The organism is Variovorax sp. Soil_C_26 (genome assembly GCF_057657075.1).
Window position 1 is genome coordinate 215,799 of sequence record NZ_JBDGJC010000006.1, and the last position, 26,029, is coordinate 241,827.

At 67.7% G+C, this 26,029-nt stretch carries 20 protein-coding genes; 10 read left to right on the forward strand and 10 right to left on the reverse strand.

Annotated features, from left to right (window positions below; genetic code table 11):
- The first annotated feature begins 49 nt into the window (after positions 1 to 49).
- Positions 50 to 661: a glutathione S-transferase N-terminal domain-containing protein gene (locus tag AC3A6G_RS18815; protein WP_487874308.1), complete on the forward strand. Its 612-nt coding sequence runs from the start codon at positions 50 to 52 to the stop codon at positions 659 to 661.
- A gap of 291 nt (positions 662 to 952) precedes the next feature.
- Here the strand turns inward: AC3A6G_RS18815 and AC3A6G_RS18820 are convergent, their stop codons facing one another.
- Positions 953 to 1,561, reverse strand: coding sequence for a glutathione peroxidase (locus AC3A6G_RS18820; RefSeq protein ID WP_487860856.1), 609 nt, complete (start codon positions 1,559 to 1,561; stop codon positions 953 to 955).
- A gap of 129 nt (positions 1,562 to 1,690) precedes the next feature.
- Here AC3A6G_RS18820 and AC3A6G_RS18825 point away from each other — a divergent pair, with 129 nt between their 5' ends.
- Positions 1,691 to 2,548: a ferritin family protein gene (locus AC3A6G_RS18825; protein WP_487860857.1), complete on the forward strand. Its 858-nt coding sequence runs from the start codon at positions 1,691 to 1,693 to the stop codon at positions 2,546 to 2,548.
- A 65-nt stretch (positions 2,549 to 2,613) separates the two neighbouring features.
- Positions 2,614 to 3,513, forward strand: coding sequence for an RNA polymerase sigma-70 factor (locus AC3A6G_RS18830; protein WP_487874309.1), 900 nt, complete (start codon positions 2,614 to 2,616; stop codon positions 3,511 to 3,513).
- A gap of 6 nt (positions 3,514 to 3,519) precedes the next feature.
- Here the strand turns inward: AC3A6G_RS18830 and AC3A6G_RS18835 are convergent, their stop codons facing one another.
- From AC3A6G_RS18835 to glnE, 5 genes are all read right to left on the reverse strand, one after another.
- On the reverse strand, positions 3,520 to 4,797 hold the full coding sequence (locus AC3A6G_RS18835; protein ID WP_487874310.1) for a TRAP transporter large permease: 1,278 nt from the start codon (positions 4,795 to 4,797) through the stop codon (positions 3,520 to 3,522).
- Complete coding sequence (locus tag AC3A6G_RS18840) at positions 4,794 to 5,327, reverse strand: TRAP transporter small permease (protein ID WP_487874311.1); 534 nt, start codon at positions 5,325 to 5,327, stop codon at positions 4,794 to 4,796. Before AC3A6G_RS18840 ends, AC3A6G_RS18835 begins: the two co-directional genes overlap by 4 nt.
- Before the next feature lie 64 nt (positions 5,328 to 5,391).
- The gene (locus tag AC3A6G_RS18845; RefSeq protein WP_487874312.1) at positions 5,392 to 6,405 is read right to left on the reverse strand and encodes a TRAP transporter substrate-binding protein; all 1,014 of its coding nucleotides are present in this window, start codon (positions 6,403 to 6,405) and stop codon (positions 5,392 to 5,394) included.
- A gap of 393 nt (positions 6,406 to 6,798) precedes the next feature.
- On the reverse strand, positions 6,799 to 7,911 hold the full coding sequence (locus AC3A6G_RS18850) for a septal ring lytic transglycosylase RlpA family protein (RefSeq protein WP_487874313.1): 1,113 nt from the start codon (positions 7,909 to 7,911) through the stop codon (positions 6,799 to 6,801).
- Complete coding sequence (gene glnE, locus AC3A6G_RS18855; protein ID WP_487874314.1) at positions 7,908 to 10,706, reverse strand: bifunctional [glutamate--ammonia ligase]-adenylyl-L-tyrosine phosphorylase/[glutamate--ammonia-ligase] adenylyltransferase; 2,799 nt, start codon at positions 10,704 to 10,706, stop codon at positions 7,908 to 7,910. Before glnE ends, AC3A6G_RS18850 begins: the two co-directional genes overlap by 4 nt.
- A gap of 25 nt (positions 10,707 to 10,731) precedes the next feature.
- Here glnE and AC3A6G_RS18860 point away from each other — a divergent pair, with 25 nt between their 5' ends.
- From AC3A6G_RS18860 to AC3A6G_RS18875, 4 genes are read left to right on the forward strand one after another with little or no spacing between them, the layout of a single operon-like run.
- Positions 10,732 to 14,886, forward strand: a complete 4,155-nt coding sequence (locus AC3A6G_RS18860) for a YhdP family protein (RefSeq protein WP_487874315.1) — start codon at positions 10,732 to 10,734, stop codon at positions 14,884 to 14,886.
- A 14-nt stretch (positions 14,887 to 14,900) separates the two neighbouring features.
- On the forward strand, positions 14,901 to 15,716 hold the full coding sequence (locus tag AC3A6G_RS18865) for a carbon-nitrogen hydrolase family protein (RefSeq protein ID WP_487864553.1): 816 nt from the start codon (positions 14,901 to 14,903) through the stop codon (positions 15,714 to 15,716).
- The gene (locus tag AC3A6G_RS18870) at positions 15,716 to 17,761 is read left to right on the forward strand and encodes a two-component system sensor histidine kinase NtrB (protein ID WP_487864554.1); all 2,046 of its coding nucleotides are present in this window, start codon (positions 15,716 to 15,718) and stop codon (positions 17,759 to 17,761) included. The genes AC3A6G_RS18865 and AC3A6G_RS18870 overlap by 1 nt, the downstream gene beginning before the upstream one ends.
- Positions 17,762 to 17,795: 34 nt before the next feature.
- Positions 17,796 to 18,422 (forward strand): response regulator transcription factor, encoded by a 627-nt coding sequence (locus AC3A6G_RS18875; RefSeq protein ID WP_487860864.1) that lies wholly within the window; start codon positions 17,796 to 17,798, stop codon positions 18,420 to 18,422.
- A gap of 16 nt (positions 18,423 to 18,438) precedes the next feature.
- Here AC3A6G_RS18875 and AC3A6G_RS18880 read toward each other — a convergent pair whose 3' ends face one another.
- From AC3A6G_RS18880 to AC3A6G_RS18890, 3 genes are all read right to left on the reverse strand, one after another.
- Positions 18,439 to 19,014 carry an OmpA family protein gene (locus tag AC3A6G_RS18880; protein WP_487860865.1) on the reverse strand — a complete coding sequence of 192 codons (576 nt, stop codon included), beginning with the start codon at positions 19,012 to 19,014 and terminating at the stop codon, positions 18,439 to 18,441.
- Positions 19,015 to 19,113: 99 nt separating this feature from the next.
- Entirely contained in the window at positions 19,114 to 19,770 is a 657-nt protein-coding gene (locus AC3A6G_RS18885; protein WP_487860866.1) for a YiaD family glycine zipper/OmpA-like lipoprotein, read from the reverse strand.
- A gap of 197 nt (positions 19,771 to 19,967) precedes the next feature.
- Complete coding sequence (locus tag AC3A6G_RS18890; protein WP_487874399.1) at positions 19,968 to 20,240, reverse strand: hypothetical protein; 273 nt, start codon at positions 20,238 to 20,240, stop codon at positions 19,968 to 19,970.
- On the opposite strand from AC3A6G_RS18890, the gene mltA reads away from it, so the two are divergent.
- The 3 genes from mltA to AC3A6G_RS18905 all read left to right on the forward strand — a co-directional run bounded on the left by mltA (position 20,128) and on the right by AC3A6G_RS18905 (position 25,505).
- On the forward strand, positions 20,128 to 21,282 hold the full coding sequence (mltA, locus tag AC3A6G_RS18895; protein ID WP_487874316.1) for a murein transglycosylase A: 1,155 nt from the start codon (positions 20,128 to 20,130) through the stop codon (positions 21,280 to 21,282). The two genes, AC3A6G_RS18890 and mltA, sit on opposite strands and share 113 nt — an antisense overlap.
- 406 nt (positions 21,283 to 21,688) lie before the next feature.
- The gene (locus AC3A6G_RS18900) at positions 21,689 to 22,864 is read left to right on the forward strand and encodes a zeta toxin family protein (protein WP_487874317.1); all 1,176 of its coding nucleotides are present in this window, start codon (positions 21,689 to 21,691) and stop codon (positions 22,862 to 22,864) included.
- Between the two features lie 406 nt (positions 22,865 to 23,270).
- Positions 23,271 to 25,505 (forward strand): PhoX family protein, encoded by a 2,235-nt coding sequence (locus AC3A6G_RS18905; protein ID WP_487874318.1) that lies wholly within the window; start codon positions 23,271 to 23,273, stop codon positions 25,503 to 25,505.
- Between the two features lie 40 nt (positions 25,506 to 25,545).
- Here the strand turns inward: AC3A6G_RS18905 and AC3A6G_RS18910 are convergent, their stop codons facing one another.
- Positions 25,546 to 26,022 carry an Lrp/AsnC family transcriptional regulator gene (locus AC3A6G_RS18910; protein WP_487860872.1) on the reverse strand — a complete coding sequence of 159 codons (477 nt, stop codon included), beginning with the start codon at positions 26,020 to 26,022 and terminating at the stop codon, positions 25,546 to 25,548.
- Positions 26,023 to 26,029: the final 7 nt, after the last annotated feature.

The window sequence follows — 26,029 nt, forward strand, 5'->3', positions numbered from 1 at the left end:
CTAAAATGGCATCGAACAAACGTTACCAATCCAGAGGGAGAGAGTCTTCATGAAACTGATCGGATCGGCCGCCAGCCCCTATGTGCGCAAGGTGCGCGTGGTGTTGGCCGAGAAGCGGCTCGACTACCAGTTCGTGCTTGAAGACGTCTGGTCCGCTGACACCACCATCGCGCAGTCCAACCCGCTCGGGAAGGTGCCTTGCCTCGTCATGGAAGGCGGCGACGCGATGTTCGATTCCCGCGTGATTGTCGAATACCTCGACACCCTGTCTCCCGTGGGCAAGCTCATTCCCCAGCAGGGCCGTGAGCGCGCCGAGGTCAAGACCTGGGAGGCGCTGGCCGATGGCGTGATGGATGCGGGCGTGCTGTGGCGCCTCGAGGCGACCTGGAGCGGCCGCGGCGACGCCGAGCGCAGCGCGGCCTGGATCGCGCGCCAGCGCGCCAAGGTCGAGGGCGGCATTGGGGCCATGGCCAAGGGGCTCGCCGACAAGCCCTTCTGCAGCGGCATCCACCTGAGCCTTTCGGACATCGCGGTGGGTTGTGCGCTCGGCTGGGTCGGGCTCCGCTTTCCCGAGATCGACTGGCGCGGCGCGCACGGCAATCTGGCCAAGCTGTACGACAAGCTGATGCTGCGGCCCAGCTTCATCGATACGCAACCGTGAAAAAAGGCGCCTCTGGCGCCTTTTTCAATGGCGGGAAGCCTTTTCAGCTGCGCCTGTTCCCATCAAACAATACAAAAATGCTGCGAGGCGCCCCGACGCGAAGGAGGGAGGGAGGGAGGAGGAGAAGAATCACCTCGGGATTTCAACCAGACTGGACGCCTGGAAGACCTCGCAACATGAAAAACCGGAGAGCATTGGCTGCCCACGCTCGCTATGAGCACAGTGTGCCAGCCCGGTTCCCGCCCCAGTGGTAAACGTTTGTGACCATCGGTTGCGACACGTCATCAGGTTTCAGTTCGCTGCGAGCTGGCCTTCGATGGCCTTCACGAAGGCGGCCTCATCCGGCGCCGTCATGCTCGACCAGGCCTGCACCACTTTGCCGTCGCGCCCGATCAGGTATTTGTAGAAATTCCATTTCGGTGTCGTGCCCGAAGCGAGCGCGAGCTGCTTGAACAGCGGGTTGGCCTCCGCGCCGCGCACCGAGGTCTTGGCGAACATCGGAAACTTCACGCCGAAGGTGCTTTCGCAGAAATCGGCGATTTCCTTGTTGGAGCCCGATTCCTGCGAGAAGTCGTTGGACGGAAAACCGAGCACCACGAGGCCGCGCGCCCGATATTTGCTGTCGAGTGCCTCCAGCCCCTTGTATTGCGGGGTGAAGCCGCAGAAGCTCGCGGTGTTCACCACCAGCACCACCTTGCCCGAATACTGGCACAACGACTGGGGTTTCTCGTCCTGCAGGCGCGGGAAAGAGTGCTGAAGCACTGCCGGGCACGCGGCGCCTGCGGCCGCCGCCGCGGCTGGCGGGTTCGCTGCACCGGCGGAGGCCTGCGCGAGCGCGGTGCCGGGGGCCAGCAGGCCTGCAGCGATGGCGGCAAGCGGCCAACGAAAGGGGATTCGCATGGGAACTCCTAGTGTCAATAAGTGCACGAATCCGGCGTATCGGACACTGCGTACAAACGCATCATCGCCCGTCTGTCACAGGCAGGCCAAGCTCAGCCGACTAAAATCGACGGCCTTAGAAAGATTTTGATGCTTTATCCAGAACTCTTCAGACAACTCGAATCCGTCCGCTGGGACATGGACAAGGACATTCCCTGGCAGTCGTTCGATGCGTCACTGCTGTCTGATGAGCAGGCGCAAACCATCAAAATGAACGCCATCACAGAGTGGGCGGCGCTGCCGGCCACCGAGATGTTCCTGCGCGACAACCGCCACGATAGTGATTTCTCGGCCTTCATGTCGATCTGGTTCTTCGAGGAGCAGAAGCATTCGCTGGTGCTCATGGAGTACCTCAAGCGCTTCAGCCCCCAGCATGCGCCGACCGAGCAGGAACTGCACGAGGTCCGCTTCGATTTCGACCCGGCGCCGCCGCTCGAGACGCTGATGCTGCATTTCTGCGGCGAGATTCGCCTCAACCACTGGTACCGCCGCGCCGCGCAGTGGCATACCGAGCCGGTCATCAAGCACATCTACACCACGCTGAGCCAGGACGAGGCCCGCCATGGCGGCGCCTACCTGCGCTACATGAAGCGCGCGATGGAAAAATTCGGCGACGAGGCGCGTGCCGCCTTCACCAAGGTCGGCGTGCTGATGGCCAGTGCCCGCCGCACCGCGCAGGCGCTGCATCCGACCAACCTGCACGTCAACAAGGCGCTGTTCCCGAACGACACGATCCAGAGCCGCATGCCCGACCCGGACTGGCTCGAGCACTGGCTCGACAAGCAGATCAAGTTCGATGCGGTCTGGGAGAGCAAGGTCGGCGAGCGCATCCTGCACAACCTGAGCCTGCTGATGGACCGCAGCTTCAAGACCGTGCAGGAACTCAACCGCTACCGCAAGGAACTGGCCGCGACCGTCGCGCCCAAGTCCGAATACCAGGGCGCCTGAGCCCGGTCGGCCCTGCCCGGGCGGCGCGCCTGTCACAAAACCGGTTGGTCGCCCGTCTTGCGAGCATGGACGACCCGACTCTCGCTTTCGACAGCCACCGCCGCCGCCTTCAAGGCATCGCCTACCGCATGCTCGGCTCCGTTGCCGAGGCCGAAGAGGTTGTGCAGGACGCCTGGCTGCGCTGGCATGAAGCCGACAAGACGCGCCTCGAGAGTGCCGAAGCCTGGCTGGTCACCGTCGTCACCCGCCTCTCGATCGACCGCCTGCGCGCCGCCAAGGTCCAGCGCGAGCACTACATCGGCGCCTGGATGCCCGAGCCGACGCTCACCGACGGGCCGACTTCGCCCGAGGAATTGCTCGAGCGCGCGGACAACGTCTCGATCGCCTTCCTTGCCGTGCTCGAACGCCTCGCACCGGAGGCGCGCGCCGCGTTCCTGCTGCGCGAAGTGTTCGACGCCGACTACGACGAGATCGCCAGCACGCTCGGCAAAAGCGAGGCCGCCTGCCGGCAGCTGGTACACCGCGCGAAGGCCCAGCTGCAGGAGGCGCGCCCGCGCTTCGTGGTGCCGCGCGAGACCCACGAGCGCCTGCTGCGTGCCTTTGCCGATGCCGCGGCGCGCGGCAGCCTGCACGATCTCAAGGCGCTGATGGCCGAAGACGCCGAGCTGATCGGCGACGGTGGCGGCAAGGTGCAGACCTTCAGCAAGGCACTGCGCGGCAGCCGGCGCGTGGCGCTGCTCTACTTCGCGCTCTGGCGCCGTATGGGCGCGGCGGTCCGTATGGAATTCGTCGACATCAATGGCGAGCCGGGCCTGCTGCGCTTCATCGACGGACAACTCGAATCCGCCCAAACCTTCGAGATCGACGGCGAGCGCATCGCGCGCATCCGCGTGCAGCGCAATCCGGACAAACTGGCGCGCATTGCAAGCCGCTTTTCTTCAGGTCAGTCTGTCGCCGGGATCTAAACCGCGTCAGAACAGCAGCGACGGCAACCACAGCGAGAGCTGCGGCAGATAGGTCACGAGCACCAGGAAACTGAGCAGTATCAAGGTCCACGGCAGCGCGGCACGGGCCACCTCTGTGATCGACATCTGAGTGATGCCGGCGGTGACGAACAGGTTCAGTCCGACCGGTGGCGTCACCATGCCGATCTCGAGGTTCACGACCATGACAACGCCCAGATGCACTGGATCGATGCCAAGCTGGGTGGCGATCGGGAAGAGGATCGGCGCCATGATCAGGATGACCCCCGTGGGCTCCATGAACATGCCTGCAACGAGCAGCAGGATGTTGACCACGATCAGGAACTGCCAACCATCCAACCCCAGGCCGATGATCGATTCGGCGATCTGCTGCGGAATCCGCTCTGTGGTGAGCACGTGGGCGAACAGCAGCGCGTTGGCCACGATGAACATCAGCATCACCGTGACCTTGCCGGATTCGAGCAGAACCTTCGGCACTTCGCGCAAGCGTACGTCGCGGTAGACGAACACCGCAATGATGAATGCGTAGACCGCGGCCACGGCGGCGGCTTCGGTCGGCGTGAAGATGCCGCCGTAGATGCCGCCCAGGATGATCACGATCAGCAGCAGACCCCACAGCGAATCCCGGCCAGCGCGCAACACCTCGCCGATCGATGCCCGGGGCTGGCGGGGCAGGTCGAGCGACCGCGCGCGCAGGTAAATGGCCACCATCAGCAGCAAGCCCAGCAGGAGCCCTGGAATGACACCCGCCATGAACAGCTTGCCGACCGAGGTTTCGGTGGTGGCGCCATAGACCACCATGACGATCGACGGCGGAATCAGGATGCCGAGCGTGCCGGCATTGCAGATGACGCCGGCGGCAAAGCCCTGCGTGTAGCCCGCCTTGACCATGCCCGCGATCACGATCGAACCGACCGCGACCACGGTGGCCGGCGAGGAACCCGACACCGCTGCGAACAGCATGCAGGCCATCACCGAGGCCATGGCCAGGCCACCTCGCAAGTGGCCGATGCACGCGTTGGCGAAGCGGATCATGCGCCGCGCGACGCCCCCCGTGGTGAGGAAAGTGCCTCCCAGGATGAAGAAGGGGATCGCGAGCAGCGTGTAGTGTTCGGACGTCTCCATCACCTTGAGTGCGAGAGAGGCCAGCGAATCGTCGGCAAACGCAAGGATCGTCAACACCGACGACAGCCCGAGCGCCACGCCCACCGGCATTCCCAATGCCATGAAGATCAACAGCAGGATGAACAAAGCCGCGGTCGTCATGCGCCCCTCCCATGTTCGCCCGGTTGATGCTGTTGCAAGGCATCCCTTGCCTCGTCGCCGAGCAGGCTGGCACTTTGGCCATTCACCAGGCGCCACAGCACCTGCAGGAAGCGCAGTCCGAGGATGGTGAAGCCGATGGGCAGGATGACGCGCGGGATCCATTGCGGCATCGGCAGGTCCTGCATCAGGATGCCGATATCGTGAATCTTGCTGACGTACTGGTAACCGCCGACCGCCACGATGACGGCATAGGCAAGACACAGCAGCGACGCCGCAATGCCCATGGCCCGGGCCGTGCGTGGGCCGACCGCCTTGACCAGGCTGTCGACGCCGATGTGGGCCCCGGCGCGCAGCCCATAGGACATGCCGATGAAGATCAGCCAAGCGAACAATACGCCGGTCAATTCGACTGCCCAGACGAAGCTGTAGTTGAAAACGTAGCGAGCGACGACCTGCATGAAGGTCACCAGCGTCATGGCGGCGAGCAACAACGCGATCAACGTTTCCTCGATTTTTTCTAGCCAGCGCATTCAATCTCCATCAAAGAAAAGAAAAGCCCGTCGAGCGGGCTTGTCAATGGTGCGGCAAGGAATTTCAGGAATTGGATTTCAATGCGGCGTCGATCAAGTTGCGGCCGATGCCACCTTCGAATTTCTTCCAGACCGGCTCCATCGCTTTGCGCCAGGCTGCCGTGTCTTCCTTGCTGAGCTTCTGGATCTTGGCCTTGCCGGCCTCGGACACGAGCTTGCGGTTGTCGTCATTGATCTTGTTGGCCAAGCCGTTGCCATACAGCGTGGCTTCGGCCATGGCTTCGGACAAGCCCTTTTTGACGTCGGCGGGCAGTTTGTCCCACCATTTGGCATTGGTCACGACCATGTAGTCGAGCACGCCGTGATTTGTTTCGGCAATGGTGGTCTGGACTTCATGGAATTTTTGCGAATAAATATTGGACCAAGTGTTTTCCTGGCCATCCACCACGCCGGTCTGCAGCGCTTGGTAAACCTCCGAGAAGGCCATCTTCTGCGGGTTCGCATTGAGGGCACGGAATTGCGCTTCCAGCACGTCCGAGGCCTGGATACGGAATTTCAGCCCGGAGACGTCTTCGGGCCGGGTCAGCTTGTCCTTGTTGGTGGAGAGCTGCTTCATGCCGTTGTGCCAGTAGGCCAAGCCGAGCAGACCGCGTTGGGTCATCGATTTCAAGAGATCCTGGCCGTGCTTGCCGGATTGAAAACGATCCACTGCCTGGATATCGTCAAAAAGGAACGGCAGGTCGTACAAGGCCAGTTTTTTGGTGTAGCGGTCGAATTTCGACAGCGACGGGGCGATGAGCTGCACATCGCCCAGCAACACAGCCTCCAACTCCTTGCCGTCGCCGAACAATTGGGAACTCGGGAATACCTGAACCTCGACCTTGCCCGGAAGCTTCTGTTCGGCCAGTTCCTTGAACTTCAATGCTGCTTGCCCCTTGGGCGTGTTCTCGGCCACGACGTGGCTGAACTTGATGACGATGGGCGCAGCAGCGGCGGCTCCCGTCATGGTCAGTGCGGCGACGGCCATTGCGGCAGCCGACAGCCATTTGCGCTTGGATGAATTGAAAAGAATATTCATATGGCTTCTCCCTGTTAATAGATCAACGACTTCGCAGCCTTGCGTCAATTCGCCGGGCCGCGTTTCAACATCATTGCAGCCTAACCAAGAAGCCCAGTGCCAGGCAGAGGTTGAGTCGAATGGCGGCGCGAGTTGTGCACAATTGCACAATCTTTAGTGCCGACGCCTGCCTCATGTTTTCAGGTGCGACCCGGGCGAAGAGAGGATGCTGGATTCAGCCGTTCGGAGCCGCAAAATCGGCGTGGCGCAGGAAGGCGAGCCTGCGCGTTTTCGGGGGCCTTCCAGGCCATGCTCGGTGGCGATCGCGCAGATCAACGCCTGGAACCCCATGGGCGTCGGCATGCGTCCGCCTGAGGCCGCCAAGCAGAGGCCCTGAGGCAAGGCCGCCCCGGGTCAGCGGCGCTCGACCACCATCGGCGCGATGCGCAGGTTCTCGCGCAGCTGCGAGACGACCTCGCCGGCCGCCTCGCGCGACGCAAAAGGCCCGGCCTGCAGCCGGTGCGTGCCGGCCTCGCTGAACACCCGCAGTTGCGGCGCCAGCGCAGGCAGGCCACGCGCCGCCTCGCCCAGCAGGCGCTGTGCACCGTCGTGCTCGCGGAACGCGCCGAGCTGCACCCAGAAGCCGGCGGACGCAGCGGGCGAGGGCGTTGCGGCGGATGTCGGGCTGGGCGCTGCAGGTGCGGCAAGCGGTTCGAGCGGCGCGAGGTCGGTCACCACGATCGGCGCCCGCGGCGGCGGCGTGTCGCGCCCGGGGTCGGCCACGGGCGGCACTGACTGGGCAGCGGGCGCGACCGGCGTCGGCGGCGTCACGGGCATGGTCACCGCTTCGGGCGCATTCGCCGCCACCGGCGCGGCCCAGGCCGCGGGCACCGCCACCGACGCGCCTGTGGCGCGGGGCGCCGGGGCAGCACGGCCGGCCGCGGCATAGGTGCTGCCCGCGTCGCGCCGCCAGGCGCCGGTGCGGATGTCTTCGTTCGTGATGCGCTCGATCTCGACCGGCGCCACGCCGCGCAAAAGGTCGAGCTTGAGCGCCGCGGTGTAGCTCAGGTCGATGATGCGGCCGTCGACGAAAGGCCCCCGGTCGTTCACGCGCACGATCACCTCGCGGCCGTTGGCCGGGTTGCGCACGCGCACGTAGCTTGGCAGCGGCAGCGTCTTGTGCGCGGCCGTCATGGCGTACATGTCGTAGGGCTCGCCGCTCGCGGTCGATGCGCTGTGGAACTTTCGCCCGTACCACGAGGCGATGCCCGATTCGCGGAAAGGCCGGTCGTCGGTGATCGGCTGGTAGGCGCGGCCCAGCACCGTGTAGGGCTTGCTCGTGCCGCCGCTCGCGCGGATGGGCTCGATGCGGGGCTCGGCGTCGGGCACACGGTCGAGGCCGGCGGGAATGCTCGCCGCCGGTCCGTCGCGGCCGCCGCGCGGACCGCTGGCGCAGCCCGCGAGAAGCACCGCGAGCGCCAGCGCGCATGCGGCCCAGGGTGCATGAAGACGGGCGGCGGCCCTCATCCGCCGAACACCGCTTTCCAGAGCGCGAGCATCGCGTCGCGTTGGGCCGCCAGCGCCGTCGGCGCGACCTGGGTCGGTTCCTCGTTGAGGCGCGCGCGGTGCTGCACGCGCCGCAGCTCGCGGTAAGCGGTGGCGGCCGCGCGGCCGACCCCTTCGGGCAGCAGCCCCGCCGCTTCGGCGCGCAGCAACAGTGCGATGTTGCCAAGATTGGGGATGAGCTCCGGGTGTTCCGCCGACGACGACAGCACGAGGAACTGCAGCACGAACTCGGCGTCGACCATGCCGCCGGGGCTGTGCTTGACGTCGAATCGGTCGGCCTTGACCGGCCGGGCGCTGCGCACCTTGTTGCGCATCGCGATGATCTCGGCCTTCAGCGCCTCGCGGTCGCGCGGCGCCACGATCACGGCCTCGCGCACCTGGTCGAAACGCTCGCCGAGCGCTGCGCTGCCGAGCACGTAGCGCGCGCGCGTCATCGCCTGGTGTTCCCAGGTCCACGCGGTGTTGCTGCCGCGGCCGAGCTGGTAGCGCTCGTAGGCTTCGAAGCTGGTCGTCAGGAGGCCCGAGTTGCCGTTGGGTCGCAGGGCCGTGTCGATCTCGAACAGGTCGCCTTCGCGCGTCTTCACGGTGAGCCAGTTGATCAGCTTGCGCACGTAGGCGGCGTAGACCTCGCCGGCGCGCTCGTCGTCGTCGTCGTAGACGAACACGATGTCGAGGTCGCTGCCGTAGCCCAGTTCCTTTCCGCCGAGCTTGCCGTAGCCGATGATCGCGAACTGCGGCACCTCGCGGTGCCGGTTGCGCACATGCGGCCAGCACCAGCGTGCCGTCACGCGCAGCGTGGCGTCGGCCAGCGCGCTCAGGTCGTCGGCCACCTGCTCGACCGTGAGCCGGCCGTCCACGTCGCGCGCGAGCGTGCGGAACACCTCGGCATGGTGGGCGTGGCGCAGCAGGTTCAAGAGCCGCTCCTCGTCGGCCTCGCCGGTGCGGGTCAGCGACGCATGGCGCGCCTCGAGCTCGCTCTCGAATTCGGCCGCGACGAAGCGGCCCGAGAGCATCTCGTCGCTCGCAAGTTCGTCGATCACGCCCGGGTGCTGCATCAGGTAGCGCGCGGGCCACTTGGCGGCGCCCAGCAGGCGCAGCAGGCGCTCCTGTACGGCGGGCCGCTCGACCAGCAGCGCCAGGTAGCTTTCGCGCCGCAGCAGCGGTTCGATCCAGTCGGCCCAGCGCAATGCAGCCTCGACGTGGCGCGGCGTCTGCCCCGGTCCGTCGCCGTCGGGTTCCTCGAGCCATTGCCCGGTGCGCTGCACCAGCTGCCGCAGCCGCGCGCGCGTCTCGTCGCGCAGCGCCATCATGCGCGGCTGTTCGCACCAGTCGTGGATGCGCGCCGCAAAGGCGGGCGGCAGGCGATCGAGCAGGTCGGCCAGATCGGTCGGTGCGGCGGCGTTCTTGCCGCTGCACTTGCCGTTGCAGGGTTTGTCGCCGCCCAAGAGCTTGTCGAACTCCTGCGCGACGAACTCGCGGTGCGCATCGAGCTGCTCGAGGAACGGGCAGCAGTTGGCGTAGCCCATGGTCTGTGCGACCCAGCGCAGATCGTCGTCGGCCACCGGCAGCATGTGCGTCTGTTGGTCGTCGAGGTACTGGATGCGGTGCTCGACGCGGCGCAGGAACTCGTAGGCCGTGGCCAGCGTGTCGGCGGTCTCCTGCGGCATGAGGCCTGCGCGCGCCAGCCGTTGCAGCGCATCGAGCGTGGGCCGGGTGCGCAGTTCGGGGAACTGCCCGCCGCGTACTACCTGCAGCAGCTGCACGGTGAATTCGATCTCGCGGATGCCGCCGCGCGAGAGCTTCACGTCGTTCGCGCGCTCGGGCCGCCCGGCGCTGCGCCGCGCCGACTGCTCGCGGATCTGCCGGTGCAGCGTGCGCAGCGAATCGAACACACTGTAGTCGAGGTAGCGGCGGAACACGAACGGCAGCACCGTGGCGCGCAAGCCCTGCGCGAGTCCCTCGGACACGATGGCGCGCGGCGCCACGACCCGGCTCTTCATCCAGGCAAAGCGTTCCCATTCGCGGCCCTGCACCTGAAAATACTCTTCGAGCGCATCGAGCGAGACCACGCTCGGGCCGGAATTGCCGTTCGGCCGGAGCGCCAGGTCGACGCGGAACACGAAGCCGTGCTCGGTGGTGTCGCCCACCAGCGCGTAGATGCGCTTCACGGCGCGCCCGAAATACTCCTGGTTCGACAGTCGGCCGCGGCCGTCGGCGTCGCCCCCGGTCTCGCCGTCGGCGTCGTAGAGGTAGATCAGGTCGATGTCGCTCGACACGTTGAGCTCGCGCGCGCCGAGCTTGCCCATGCCCACCACCCAGAGCTGCGCGCGCTGCCCGTCGGGCCCGAGCGGCGCGCCGTGCAGTGCGTCGAGTTCCTGGCAGGCGTCGCGGCAGGCGACGTCGAGCGCGAACTCCGCGAGTTCGGTCACCGCGGTGGTCACCACGGCCAACGGCGCCTGGTGGTCGCAGTCGAGCGTGACCAGCCGCTCCATGACGAGCTGGCGCACGGTGCGCAGCGCATCGCCCACCGCGTCGCCGCGCGCGCGCAGCGCGTCGTAGGCCGCGGCCATCGCTTCGCGCCGCGGCGCGCCGGGCGCAAGCAGCCGCAGCTCGGTCGCATAGCGGCGCCGCAGGCGCTGCACGAAACGCGAGTAGGAGGAAAGGGGCGCGGCCTCAGGCGCAGCGGATGGCGTGGATGGCAACTGGTTCACACTGTTATCGGCTCCCGAGGAACCCGTCTGGATGCTGGCGGTCATAATTCCGGACACAGCGCGATCCTCAATGAACGACACGGCGTCTCCCCCTTCACGTCTGCTCAAGATCACCGCTGCGACCGCGCGCTGGCTGCTGGGTTTGCTGATCGCTGCATGGCTTCTGCTGGCGCTGTCAGTGGTTGTCCTACACGCGTGGATTGTGCCGCGAATCGGCGATTACCGTGGCGCACTCGAGGCCCAGGCCAGCAGGGCCATCGGGGTACCGGTTCGCATCGGGTCGATCACCGCGCGGTCCGACAGCCTCTTTCCGGCCTTCGAACTGCGCGACGTGGTGCTCCATGATGCCCAGCAGCGAGAAGCCCTGCGCCTCGTGCGGATCGTTGCGAGCGTTTCGCCGCGTTCGCTCTGGCGCCTGAACTTCGAGCAGCTCTACATCGAGGGCCCGCAGATCGACGTGCGGCGCGACGCGATGGGCAAACTGCACGTGGCGGGCCTCCACATGGCCAACGACACCACCGGAGAGACCCGTGCGGCCGACTGGTTTTTCGCCCAGCGCGAACTCGTGATCGAAGGCGGCACGGTGCGCTGGACCGACGAGCAGCGCCAAGCCGAGCCGCTGCTCCTGAGCGACGTGCGCTTCGTCGCGCGCAACGGCGGCCGGCGCCACGCGCTGCGGCTCGACGCCACGCCGCCCGCTGGCTGGGGCGAGCGTTTCACGCTGCGCGGCCAGTTTCGCCAGCCGCTGCTGTCGGTGCGCTCCGGCCGTTGGCAGACCTGGGACGGGCAGATCTACGCCGACTTGCCATACATGGACGTGACCCGCATGGGCCGCTACGTGTCGATCGATGCGCGCATCCGCGAAGCCAACGGCGCGCTGCGCATGTGGGCCGACGTGAAGGACGGCCAGATCGTCGGCGGCGCCGCCGACCTTGGCCTGCACCGAGTCGATGCCTCGCTGGGCCGCGGCCTGCAGCCGCTGGTGCTGCGCTCGGTCACGGGGCGACTCGCCGGCCAGCTCAGCGAAGACCATCTCGAGTTCTCGACCGCGGCCCTGCAGTTCGACACCGCCGACGGCATGCGCTGGCCCGGCGGCAACCTGTGGCTGCAGCATTCGCCCGCGCGCGGGCCCACGCCCGAGCACGGCGCGCTGCGCGCCGACCGGCTCGACCTGGCGGCGCTTGCGCTGATTGCCGACCGCCTGCCGCTGGGCGAAGCCACGCACCGGTTGCTCGACGCCTACGCGCCGCGCGGGCTGGTCGAGCGCATCGAGCTGAACTGGCAGGGCTCGCTCGGTGCGCCCGAGCGCTACCAGGCCAAGGGCCGGATCAGCGGCCTGCGGGTTGCCGCGCAAGCTGCAGAGGCCGGCCCTCCGCCAGCCGCGGGCACCGCCGCCCCGGCCCCGCACGCCAACGCCGGCGCGCCCGGCCTGAGCGGCGCCACGCTCGAGTTCGACGCCACCCAGGCGGGCGGCAACGCAGCGCTCGCCATCGCGCAGGGCACACTGGAATTTCCCGGCGTGTTCGAGGAACCGGTCGTTCCGGTCGATCGGCTCTCGGCCCAGCTCCAGTGGAAGCTCGACAAGGGCGCCGCGCAGTTGCAGGTGTCGAAGCTGCGCTTCGCCAATGCCGATGCCGAGGGCGAGGCCGAAGCCAGTTGGCGCACCAGCGACCCGGCCGTGTCGGCCGGCCGCTCGCGCTATCCGGGCGTGCTCGATCTCCAGGGCAAGCTGGTGCGCGCCGACGGCACGCGGGTGTACCGCTACCTACCGCTCGACATTCCCCAGCACACGCGCGACTACGTGCGCAGCGCCGTCACCAAGGGCGTGGCGAGCAGCGTCGATTTCCGCGTGCGCGGCGACCTGCACGACATGCCTTTCATGGACCCGAAACAGGGCGAGTTCCGCATTGCGGCCAAGGTCGCCGGCGTCGACTACGCCTATGTGCCGCCGGCCTCGGCGCTCGCGGCCGCCACGGCCTCGAAGGCGACCAGGCCCGCGGCCCCGGCCGCGCCTGAACCCGTGTGGCCCGCGCTCACCGGCGTGTCGGGCGAACTGGTGTTCGAACGCGCGGGCATGCTGGTGCGCAATGCGCGCGGCAAGCTGGCCGGCACCGCGGGCATCGAGATCACCCGGGCCGAGGCGCAGATCGCCGACATGTCGCACGATGCCTCGCTTTTGCGCGTCGACGCCCAGGCCCGGGGCCCGCTCGGCGAGCTGCTGCGCGTGGGCGCGCCGCTGGTCGGGGGCGACACCGGCGAGGCACTGGCGCGCGTCCGCGCCGCCGGCCCTGCCGACTACCGGCTGCGCCTAGAACTCCCGCTCGCCGCGCTCGATGCGGCCAAGGTGCAGGCCAGCATCGCGCTGTCGGGCAGCAACGAACTGCAGCTCGTTCCGGAGGCGCCGTCGTTCACGGACTTGAAGGGCGCGGTCGGGTTCACCGAAACCGGCTTCTCGCTCGCGAGCGTGCAGGGTCGGCTGCTGGGCGGCGACATCCGCATCGAGGGCCGGGGCCGCTTCGCCGGGCCGAACCGCGAGGTGGCGCTGAAGGCGCAGGGCACCGCGTCGGCCGAAGGCCTGCGCGGCGCGCGCGAGGCCGAGTGGCTCACGCGCATCGCCGCCAAGGCCAGCGGCAGCACGCCCTATGCGGCCACTTTCTCGATGCGCGACGACGTGCCCGAGTTCTCGCTCACCAGCACGCTGCAGGGTCTGGCGCTCGACCTGCCTGCGCCGCTCGTCAAGACGGCCGACGAGGCGATGCCGCTGCGCATCGAGAAGAAGGTGCTGCAGCGCGAGACGCGCAACGGTGTGGCCGTGCCCCTGCAGGACCGGCTCTCGATGGCGCTCGGTCGCATCGGCGAAGCGCAATACGTGCGCGACATCTCCGGCGCCGAGCCGCGGGTGCTGCGGGGCAGCATCGGCGTCGGCCTGGCGGAGGGCGAGACCGCGAGCGTGCCGGACAACGGCGTGCTCGCCAACGTCAATGTGACCAAGCTCGACATGCCGGCCTGGCAGGCGCTGGTCGGCCAGGCCGCCGCGGGCGGCAGCAGCAGCGGCGGCACGGGCGAAACGGCGGGCGCTGAAGAGGCGTCGATGGGCTACCTGCCCACGCGCATCGCCGTGCGGGCGAAGGAGCTCGGTATCGCGGGCCGCACGCTGCATGATGTGGTGCTCGGCGGCACGCGCGACGGGGCGCTCTGGCGCGCCAACATCGACGCCACCGAACTCAGCGGCTATGCCGAGTACCGCCACACGCAGGCCGGGCGCCTCTATGCGCGGCTCGCGCGGCTCAAGATAGCGCCCACCGAGGCGAAGCAGGTCGAAACCCTGCTCGATGAACAGCCGGGCACACTGCCGGCGCTCGACATCGTGATCGACGACTTCGAACTGCTCGGCAAGCGCCTCGGCCGCGCCGAGATCGACGCCGTCAACCGCGGCGGCGCAGGCCGCGAGTGGCTGCTCAACAAGCTGAGCTTCACCGTGCCCGAGGCCAGCTTCTCGGCCAAGGGCACCTGGGCGGCCACGCCCGGGCGTGGCGAGCAGCAGCGCCGCACGTCGATGAGCTTCAAGCTCGAGATCGCCGACGCCGGCGACCTGCTCACGCGCTTCGGCATGCCCGGCGTGCTGCGGCGCGGCAGCGGCCGGCTCGAAGGCGAGGTCGAGTGGCGCGGTTCGCCGTTCTCGCTCGACTACCCGAGCCTCGGCGGACAGCTGCAGGTCAACGTCGGCGCGGGCCAGTTCCTCAAGGCCGATCCGGGCTTGGCCAAGCTGCTCGGCGTGCTGAGCCTGCAGGCCCTGCCGCGGCGGCTCACGCTCGATTTCCGCGACGTGTTCAGCCAGGGCTTCGCCTTCGACTTCATCCGCGGCGACGCCCGCATCCGCAGCGGCATCGCCAGCACCAACAACCTGCAGATGAAGGGCGTCAATGCGGCGGCTCTGATGGACGGCTCGGCCGACATCGTGCGCGAGACGCAAGACCTTCGCGTGGTGGTAGTGCCCGAGATCAATGCCGGCACGGCCGCCCTGGTGGCCACGGCGATCAATCCGGCCATCGGCCTGGGCACCTTCCTCGCGCAGTGGGTGCTCAGCAAGCCGCTCGCTGCAGCGGCTACGCAGGAGTTCCACATCGAAGGCACCTGGGCCGACCCGAAGATCGCCAAGGTGCCGCGCTCGATCTTTCCCGAGCCGCAGAGCCTGCTGCCGGCGCCGGGCCTCGGCGGCAAGTGAATGGAGACCTCACCATGAAAGTCGCAGCCCTCCAGATGGTCTCGGCCATCACCCGCGAAGCCAACCTTGGGCGCGCCCACGAGCTGCTTGCGGCGGCGGCGGCCGCCGGCGCCGAACTCGCGGTGCTGCCCGAATATTTCTGCACGATGGGCACACGCGACACCGACAAGCTCGGCCTGCGCGAGACCGCCGGATCGGGCCCGGTGCAGGACTTCCTCGCCGATGCCGCACGCACGTTCGGGCTCTGGATCGTCGGCGGCACCTTGCCCATCGAGAGCCCCGAAGCCGAGCACGTGTTCAACAGCTCGCTCGCCTACTCGCCCGAGGGCCGCTGCGTGGCGCGCTACGACAAGATCCATCTTTTCTACTTCGACAACGGGGCCGAGCGCTACGACGAGCGCCGTGTCATCGCGCCGGGCAGCGAACCCGTGGTGTTCGACCTGCCTTCGCGCGACGGCCACCGCTGGCGCGTGGGCATGAGCGTCTGCTACGACCTGCGCTTTCCCGAACTCTACCGCGCGCTCGCTCGCCAGGGCGCGGACCTGCTGCTGGTGCCGAGCGCGTTCACGCGCACGACGGGCGCCGCGCACTGGGAAGTGCTGCTGCGCGCCCGCGCCATCGAGAACCTGGCCTGGGTGGTGGCGCCCGCGCAGGGCGGCACGCACGAGAACGGCCGCCAGACCTGGGGCCAGTCGATGGTGGTCGATCCCTGGGGCTCGGTGGTGGCCCAGCAGGCCGAGGGCGAAGGCGTGGTGCTGTTCGACATCGACGCCGGCCAGGCCGGACGCATGCGCGCGCAGTTGCCCGCGCTGTCGCACTGCGTGCTCTGATGCAGGCCCTGAGCGTCGCGCCGCCGCGCTGGGCGACCTCCGCCTTCGTGCGACTGCGCTCGCTGTGGCAGCGCTGGTTCCTCTGGCTGATTCTGGCGGTGCTGGTGTCGGCGCTGCTGGTCACCGTGGTCTGGCTCGCGGGGCGGCACGAGGTGGAGCAGGTGCAGGCGGCGCTCGACCGCGACACCAGCGATGCGGTGGCCGACCTGCGCACCGGGCTGCAGCGCAATGGCCAGAGCCTGCGCGCCACCCAGGCCCTGGGCATCGACCGCGCGCACTGGACCGAGGCCGCGGCCGCGCTGTTGCGCGAGCACCGCGAGTGGCTGCGGCTCGAATGGCGCGATGCGGCGCTGCGCCCGCTTGCCGCGGCCAATACGCCCTACCGAACGCGGCTGATCGACGACGCGAGCCGCGGCGCCGGCCAGCCGGACGTGGCGCTGGCCTGCGCGGCCGCGCGCAAGCTCGGCGCGCCCGCCTATTCGCCGAGCCACTACGTGCCGGTGCTCGCCGGCGCCGGCATCGAGGTGATGGAGCTCTGCGTGCCGATGGACGCCGGCGGCTTCCTCGTGGCCAGCTACTCGCTGCGCGACACGCTCATCGAGCTGGTCGGACCCGCGCTCACGCGCGGCCAGGAAGTAGCCTTCACCGAAACCGACGGCACGCGCCTGGCGGCGCTCGGCACCTCGCGCCGCACCGGCACGCGCGTCTTCACCTCGCAGCAACTCATCGACCTGCCCGGCAACGCGCTGATGCTGCGCGTCGATGGCTGGCGCGCGGCGCCCGACCTGTTCCCGAACGTGCTCACGGGGCTGGTCACCGCGATCTCGATCGCGCTGGTGTCGGTGCTGGTGCTGCTCGCGCGCGACACGCGGCGGCGCCTGCGCGCCGAGCGCGACCTTGCCGACGCGCTCGCATTCCGCAAGGCCATGGAAGACTCGGTCATCACCGGCCTGCGCGCGCGCGACCTGCAGGGGCGCATCACCTACGTCAACCCGGCCTTCTGCGAGATGGTCGGCTTCACGCCCGAGGAACTCATGGCCGGCAGCGGCGCGTCGATCGAGGCGCCGTACTGGCCCACGGAGCTGGCGCACGAATACCAGCAGCGGCAGGTGCGGCGCCTCGCGGGCGGCATGCCGCCGCGCGAGGGCTTCGAATCGGTCTTCATGCGCAAGGACGGCACGCGCTTTCCGGTGCTGATCTTCGAGGCGCCGCTGATCAACGCGCAGCGCGTGCAGACAGGCTGGATGAGCGCCTTCATCGACATCAGCGAGCAGCGCCGCATCGAAGAGCTCTCGCGCGCCAGCCAGGAGCGCCTGCAGGCCAGCGCGCGGCTCGCCACGGTGGGCGAGATGGCCTCGCTGCTGAGCCACGAGCTCACGCAGCCGCTGGCGGCCATCGCCAGCTATGCCACCGGCTCGCTCAACATGCTCGGGCCGCAGGCGAGCGGTCCGCAGGCCGAAGTGGCGATGGCCGTGCGCCGCATCGCCGAGCAGGCCGACCGTGCCGGCCAGGTGATCCGCAGCGTGCACGACTTCGTGCGGCGGCGCGACCGCACGCGCGAGGCCGTGGCGCCGCAGGCGCTGATCGACGCGGTGCTGCCGCTGGTGCGGCTGCAGGCGCGCAAGCTCGGCGTGAGCATCGAGGTGGTGTTCGAGGACCGGCTCCCTGCGGTCATGTGCGACCGTACGCTGGTCGAGCAGGTGCTGCTCAACCTCGCGCGCAACGCGATGCAGGCCATGGACGCGCCCGACAGCGGCCGCCGGCTGCTGCGGCTGCGCGTGGCGCGCGCGGTGGCCGTGGGCGGTTCCTCGGGCGCCGAGGACGTGCGGCGCTGGCTCGAATTCTCGGTCACCGATTTCGGCTGCGGCATCAGCCACGACGTGGCGGGCCGGCTCTTCACGCCGTTCTTCACCACCCGCGCGGACGGCATGGGGCTCGGCCTCAGCCTGTGCCGCACCGTGGTCGAGCAGCATGGCGGCGTGCTGATGTTCGAGCCCAATCAGCCCCGGGGCACGGTGTTCCGGTTTACCCTGCCGAGCACATGAAGAAGAACGGCACACGGCCGTTCATGGAATGGATATGCAACCGCTGATCGATGGATTGATCTTTATCGTGGACGACGACGCCAGCGTGCGCGAGGCCCTGGCCTGGCTGCTGCGCTCGCGCCGTCTCGAAAGCGAGCACTTCGCGAGCGCCGAAGCCTTCGAGCAGCGGCTGGCCGAGGGCCCGCTGCCCGCGCAGCCGCTGTGCCTGCTGCTCGACGTGCGCATGCCCGGCACCAGCGGGCTCGTGTTGTTCGACCGGCTGGCCGAGCGCGGGCTGCTCGCGGCGATGCCGGTGATCTTTCTCACCGGCCATGCCGACGTGCCGACCGCGGTCGACGCGGTGAAGCGCGGCGCCTTCGATTTCTGCGAAAAGCCGTTCTCGGACAACGCGCTGGTCGACCGCATCGAACAGGCGCTCGGGGCGTCGCTGCGCGCACTCGAACGGCAGCAGGCCCGGCGCGGGCTTGTCGAGCGCATCGCCGAACTGACCGAGCGCGAGCGCGACGTGATGCGGCTCGTGGTCGAAGGGCTGCCGAACAAGCTGATCGCCGATCAGCTCGCGATCAGCGTGCGCACGGTGGAGGTCCACCGCGCGCGCGTGTTCGACAAGATGGAAGTGAAGTCGGCGGTCGAGCTGGCCAACCGCCTCAGGGACCTCTAGCAGGCTGCCAGGAGGTTCAGCTCTTCTCGGCGACGAAGATCTCGACGCGGCGGTTCTGTGCGCGGCCGGCCGGTGTGGCGTTGTCGGCGAGCGGCTCGCGCGATCCGCGGCCGTCGGTCGTCACTGCGGTGGTCGAGACGCCGCGCGCCACGAGGTGGTTGCGCACGCTGTCGGCGCGGCTCACCGAGAGGCGCTCGTTGCCTTCTTCGCTGCCCGTGTTGTCGGTGTGGCCGACCACGCGCACGCTCGCGGCGGCGGCGCTGCGCAGGCCTTCGGCCACCTTGTCGAGGACCTGAGCAAGATTGCGCTTCACGTTGGCGCGGCCCACGTCGAAGGACATTTCATTCGGAATCACCAGGTGGAGCTGGTTGTCCGTGGTCTGCTCGATCACCATGCCGGTGCCCTTGGTCGAAGCCTCCAGCTCGGCCTTGAGCGCCTCCAGGCGCGCGGTCCAGCTGTTGGCTGGCGCGGCGGTGGTGGCCTGCCCGTCCGCCGGTGCGGCGGCCTGGCCTGGTGCCGTCGACTGCTGCGAAGCACAGCCCGCAACGAACAATGCGGCCGCAGCCGCACCCGAAACAACAAACTTCCTCATGAGTTTCCCCTCTTTGTGAGCATTGAAACGATGGCAATGGAGCGCCGGCCGCTCCGCCCGGCCGGCTTTTTATTTTGACTGTGCCAGGTTACCGTTCGATCAACCCCGCGGCGCGCGCTCGCCCACGTAGATCTCGACGCGGCGGTTCTGCGCCCGGCCGGCTTCGGTGTTGTTGCTGGCCACCGGCTCGTGCGAGCCGCGCCCTTCGATGCGGAACGCGGCGGCGCTCACGCCGCGCGCCACGAGGTAGTCGCGCGTGCTCGCGGCACGGTCGACCGACAGCGGGTTGTTGATCGCGTCGGAGCCGGTGCTGTCGGTGTGGCCGATGATGCGCACCTCGGCATTCGGGTTGCCGCGCAGGCCGCTCGCGAACTGGTCGAGCACCGGTGCGAAGTTCGACTTGATGTTGGAGCGGCCCACGTCGAACGACACGTCGCTCGGGATGGCGAGCTTGAGCTCGTTGTTCGGCGTCTGGGTCACGGCCACGCCGGTGCCCTGCGTGGCGGCTTCCATCTGGCGCTTCTGGTTTTCCATGCGCTGCGACCACAGGTAGCCGCCGAGCGCGCCGGCGGCGGCGCCGACTGCGGCACCGGTTCCGATCGCGCCGCGGTTGCCGCCGGTGGCGGAGCCGATGGCCGCGCCGCCGAGCGCACCAATGCCGGCGCCGATGCCGGTGTTGCGCTGCGTGTCGGACATGCCGGCACATCCGGAGAGGACGAGGGCGGCGGCGGAAGTGGCGAGTACGAACTTTTTCATGGTGATCCCTTTCAAGGTTGAATCAGGCGGGACACAGCTTAGCCTCGGCAAGCATGCGATGGTACGGCCTTCCAGAATTGCTTGAAAGTAGAAAACCATTGCAAGAACCCCATGAATACTGCGATGATTGCTACTAAAGTAATAGCGATAGAGCGAATCTCCGACATTCCGCCGCGGTCTTCGGCTACAGAAGAAATTCACATTTGATGCGGCGGCTTCCGTTCGTCGGGCGCCTTGTCGTCGGCGGCGCCGTCCTCGTCGTGCAGTTCGCCCTTTTTCCGGCCCGAGAACATGGTCCACCAGACGATCAGGATGAGCACGAGCCCGGCCAGAAGGGCTTCGAGCAAAATCAAACCCATGAAAAAAAGACTCCAGTGGCTGTCGGGACTTGCAATCGTAGCAACGATCGCAGGTTGTTCGGTCAGCCCGCGCGCGCCCCAAACACCGGCGGCGCCACCCGTGGTCGTCACGCCCCCGCGCGACCTCGGCCCGCTCACCGGCTCGATGGCGCACCCCAAGAGCCGGTGGGTGCCGGTCGGCTGGTCGGAGCTGCCGGGCTTCAGCGACGATCCGCTGCACGAGGCCTGGATTGCGCTGCTCGCCAACTGCGCGCGGCCCAATGCGGCCTTCGCGCCGCTGTGCCGCGAAGTGCGCGAGCTTGCCATTGCCACGCCGGAGGAGCAGCGCCGCTGGATGACCGAGCGGCTCCAGCCCTACCGCGTGGAGTCGCTGGCCGGCGCGAGCGAAGGCAAGCTCACGAGCTACTACGAGCCGGTATATGAAGCCTCGCGCGTGCCGACCGCCACCTTCAACGTGCCGATCTATCGGGCGCCCGAGGGCCTGGTGCCGCGCCGGCCCTGGTACACCCGGCAGGAGATCGACACCCTGCCCAACGCCCAGGTCGCGCTGCGCGGCCGCGAGATCGCCTGGATGGCCGACCCGATCGACGCGCTGATGCTGCACATCCAGGGCTCCGGCCGGCTGCGCATCACCGAGCCCGGTGGCGTGCAGCGCACCGTGCGCGTGGCGTACGCGGCCACCAACGAACAGCCCTATCGCAGCGTGCAGCAATGGCTGATGTCGCAAGGCGTAACGAAGGTCGGCCGCTGGCCTGACGACACCAAGGCCTGGGCGGCGCAGAACCCGCAACGCCTGACGCAGCTGCTGTGGAGCAATCCGCGCTACGTGTTCTTCCGCGAAGAGGCGCTGAACGAGCTCGACGCCGCCTTCGGGCCGCGCGGCGCGCAGGGCGTGCCGCTCACCGCGGGGCGTTCGATCGCGGTCGACCGCGAGAGCATTCCCTACGGCACGCCGGTCTGGCTGGCCTCCAGCGGCCCGGCCGCCCAGTTGCAGAAGCTGGTGGTGGCGCAGGACACCGGCAGCGCCATCGTCGGTGCGGTGCGCGCCGACTATTTCGCGGGCACCGGTCCCGACGCCGGGCGCTTCGCCGCAAGCATGAACCAGCCGCTGCGCCTCTGGGCGCTGTGGCCGCGCCAGACACCGGTTCCCTAGCACGCGGCTGAAATACTTACTCGCCGACCATCCGCTGTCCCGCATTCGTGTGCGGGCTGGGTCAAGTCCGTCGGCGTGTCCGGCAGGTGATGGTGCGCGGCATCAAGAAGGTTGACCAGTTGTCCGTGCTGGACGATGGGCGCACCCTGAAATCACAAGAAGGCCGTCTTCAATGCGCTGGGCTCCTTCCGCATGCCTTGGTACTTCAGCAGCCTGTCAGGACAGAACCATGAACAGGCAACTTTGTACGTCGCACCTCATCGACATCGGTGCCTTCGGCGCTATGCTTGATTCGCTATGGTTCAAGGGGTGGAAATTGAAAAAGAAAAAGCTATCTGTAGTGGCACTTGCAAGCGGGGATCAGGGCAGAGTCCATGGCGGCCTGCCGCACTCTGAGCGATAGGGAATGGAACAGATTGCGCTCAGGGGGTTCACTGATCCCGCCAAGGTCGAGGCCGAGGCAAAAGCCATCGACCTGGCCACCAATCACACGGAGACGGTGCTGGCCGACTATGCGGCGCGGCCAGATACCTACGGTGGCCGCTATGTCTGCGCGGACAGCTTCAAAGAGCAGATGCCGGGGTTTGCGCAGTCGCGCGAAAGTCGCTCGGCTCTCAATGGGGCGGTGCACAACGCGGCGGCCGTTTTGTCGTCAGAGCAGTTCCGCCGAATGGTGGACAAGGGGCCGGAGCCTGGCCGAGATTCTGTGGTGTTTGTCACCGGCATTCCCGGTGCTGGGAAGTCATCGACAGTTGCGGGTGCTGTCGCAGAAGGCTCGGCAGCGATGGTGTTTGAAGGCCAGATGAGCCGGCCTGAGCCGACCATGCAAAAGATCGAGCAGGCACTAGGAAACGGGTTTAAGGTTGGGGTTGTTGCCGTCCACGTCGCGCCAGAGGTGGCCTTGGACCGCACGAATATGCGCTATCTGGATCCGAACAACGGCCGGGGCGCTTCGCTCAGCGTGATGGCCGACATTCAGGGGAACTTGCCCGCGGGGTTGCGTCAGATAAGAGAGCGGTTCGGGGATCGGGTTGGCCTATCGGTGCTGGACAACAACCCCGGACGGGAAAAACTGCATGAAGGATGGCAGAGCATCCGTGAACTGGAAAAGGAAGGTACTCGTGAAGACATTCATTCAAGACTCGCCACCGCACTCGACGCAGGCCACCGAGCAGGCCGCTACTCGGCCGGCTTCTACCTCCAAGCAGCAGGACGAGAGCCACCCAGCCTGGTTGCGGGAGCTGGGCAACAAGATGCTCGAACACGCCAAACGGATGAATACGGATCCGGCGTATCGAAAGATGATCCAAAGCAAAATCCGCTGAACCTGGACCGGGCGCAGTCCTTCCGCCAGGACAGCCCGGAGAAGGCCACGCAGAAGCACCCAGAGCTTGCCCCGGCCTATGGCTACGTCCAGGCCTGCGAAGCAAGGGCCGTGGCCGATGGACTGAACGGGAAGCAACGGGCGGCCGTCATGGCCCGCGTGCGTGAGACAGTGGCTGAGCGCATCGAACGTGGCGATGTGCCGAGCGTTCAAATCCGGGAAGCGCAACAAGCCGAGCCACGCGGGCCTGAACGCTGACCATCCCATTTCCCGAGAACAAGCGCGTCGCAGCAAATTGAGCGAGCGGCACCGCCTTGCTCGGCTGTTGCGCTTGGTCGCTTTGCGGCTCGCCACGCCCAGGAAGGGGTCGGCTCCGCCGCCTACAACTTGGTGCGCATGCGGGCCTTGGCAGAAGTCCGTCCCTTCAATGCGCTGGGCGCCTTCCGCGTGCCTGGTACTTCAGCAGCCTGCTAGGACGCCCCCCGAAGCGCCTGCGGCGCCTCCCCCCACTGGGGGGCGCACCCGGTGGCCCGGCAAAGCCGGTTCCACGGGTGCACTGGATCGGCCCGGTCGGGCTGATGCGGGAGCGAGGCTTTCATCTGGCCGTCATACGAAGTGCCTACCGTCGTGGGTTGTTTCTTTTCAACCCACGAAAGCATTGCGCATGACCGCAAACAATCGCACCGACGCCAACGGCATCGACCTCGACGACATCGGCACCAACCCCACCTCGAACCCATCCTTTACCGACCTGGTCGCGTCGCGCCTGAGCCGCCGCCACCTGTTCGGGCTGGGTGTCGGCACCGCCGGTACCGCGCTGCTCCAGGCGTGCGGCGGCGGCAGCGGCGGCGGCGGCGTGGCTTTCCCGATCATCCCGCCTGCTCCGGCGCCCGCCCCCGCACCGGCGCCCGGCCCTGCGCCGGCACCGATGAAGCTGAACTTCAATCCCGTGGCCAAGAGCCTGGCCGACGTGGTGTCCGTGCCCGCCGGCTACACCGCCAGCGTGCTGTACCGCCTGGGCGACCCGATCGCTCCCGGCGTGCCTGCCTACAAGAACGACGGCACTGACGATCCGGCCACCTTCGACCGCCGCGCCGGCGACCACCACGACGGCATGACGTTCTTCGGCATCGATGCATCGGACAAGTGGGACGCCAAGAACGCCTCGCGCGGCCTGCTCGTGATGAACCACGAAGCGATCACGCCGCTGTTCCTGCACCCGACCGGCCAGACCATCTCGGGCTCGGGCTCTGCGGCCGTGCGCACCAGCGCCGACGAAGTGTTGCGCGAGTTCTACGTGCATGGCGTCAGCGTGGTCGAAGTCAACAAGGACGGCAGCAGCTGGAACTACAAGCAGGATTCGCGCTTGAATCGCCGCATCCACACACTCACCGAGATGCACTTCTCGGGCCCGGCCGCCAAGACCGACTACCTGAAGACCAAGTACTCGAGCGACGGCAGCAAGACGCGCGGCACGCTCAACAACTGTGCGAACGGCACCACGCCGTGGGGCACTTACCTGACCTGCGAAGAGAACTGGGCCGGCTATTTCCGCCGCATCGCCGCAAACGACAATGCCGCGCGAACGGCGAAGGAACTCACGTCGTTCAGCCGCTACGGCGTGGCGAGCAACGGCCGCGAGCTCTGGGCCACCGTCACGCCCGACACGGCCGACGACCTCTACGGCCGCTGGAACACCGAGGTGAAGGGCGCCTCCGCGACCGACGACTACCGCAATGGCCACAACACCTACGGCTGGGTGGTCGAGATCGATCCGATCAACCCGTCGAGCACGCCCAAGAAGCGCACCGCGCTCGGCCGCTTCGGCCACGAAGGCGCCTGCCTCGGCCCGGTCGTGGTCGGCAAGCCGCTGGTCTGGTACATGGGCGACGACTCGCGCAACGAGTACATGTACAAGTTCGTCTCCACCAAGGCCTGGGACGCGGCCGACGTCGGCGGCGGCATCGCGGCCGGCGACAAGTACATGGACGACGGCAAGCTCTACGTCGCGCGCTTTCATGCCGACGGAACCGGTGTCTGGCTCGAACTCGCGATCGGCGTGAACGGCATCCACGCCGCGAGCGCGCCCTACCCGTTCGCCGACGCGGCCGACGTGGTGATCAATGCCCGCCTGGCGGCGGACATCGCTGGCGCCACCAAGATGGACCGCCCCGAGTGGGCCTCGGTCAATCCGAAAACCGGCGACGTCTACCTGACGCTGACCAACACCAATGCCAGCGCGCGGCCGATCGACAAGACCGATGCGGCCAACCCGCGCTTCTACAACGACAAGAAGGGCGCCAGCGACCAGAAGGGCAACCCCAACGGCCACATCGTGCGCTTTGCCGACGACAACGCCGACCCGGCCGCGCTGAGCTTCAAGTGGGACGTCTACCTGTTCGGCGCGCGCGCCACGGCACCGGCTGACGTCAACCTGTCGCAGCTCACCGACGACAACGACTTCTCGAGCCCCGACGGACTGTGGTTCAGCGAAGCCGCACCCGGCCTGCTGTGGCTGGAAACCGACGATGGCGCCTACACCGACGTCACGAACTGCATGTTGCTCGCCGCGCTGCCGGGCGAGGTGGGCGACGGCGGTGCGAAGGCGATCACCAACGTCGACGGTGCCACCACGCGCACGCAGAACACTTTCGTCGGCAAGGCGCCGGGCACCGAAGGCCTGCGCCGCTTCCTGGTCGGCCCAGCCGACTGTGAAATCACCGGTATCGCCGAATCGGGTGATGGCCGCGCGCTATTCGTGAACATCCAGCACCCGGGCGAAGGCACCGGCTCCCTCACGGCGCCGTTCATCAGCCACTGGCCCGACGGCGGCAGCGCCCGTCCGCGCTCGGCCACCGTGGTCATCACCAAGGACGATGGCGGCCTGATCGGCCTGTAAGCAGCACCACCAGCCTACGGGCTGGCTGGCTGGCGGGCTTCTATTTCAACGGCGCTACCGGCAACGGCAGCGCCGTTTTGTATCTGACCTGCTTCAAGGCAAAGCTCGAGCGGATCTTCTCGATCCCCGGGATCGGCGTGAGCTGCTCGAGGATGAACTTCTCGAGCGCCGCCATGTCGGCCACCGCGATGCGGATCAGGTAGTCGCTGTCGCCGGTCATCAGGTAGCACTCCATCACCTCGTCGTGCTCGGCGATGCGCTGCTCGAAGTCGGCCAGCGACTGCTTGCTCTGCGTCGTGAGACTGATCGAGATGAACACGTTGAGCCCGAGGCCCAGCGCCTTGGCATTGGCCAGCGCGACATAGCGGTCGATCACGCCCGCGGCCTCGAGCGCCTTCACGCGCGCGAGGCAGGGCGACGGCGACAGGTGCACGCGGCGCGCGAGCTCGACGTTCGACAGCGCGCCGTCGCGCTGCAGTTCGTCGAGGATACGCAGGTCGATGGTGTCGAGTTGCATGAAATTC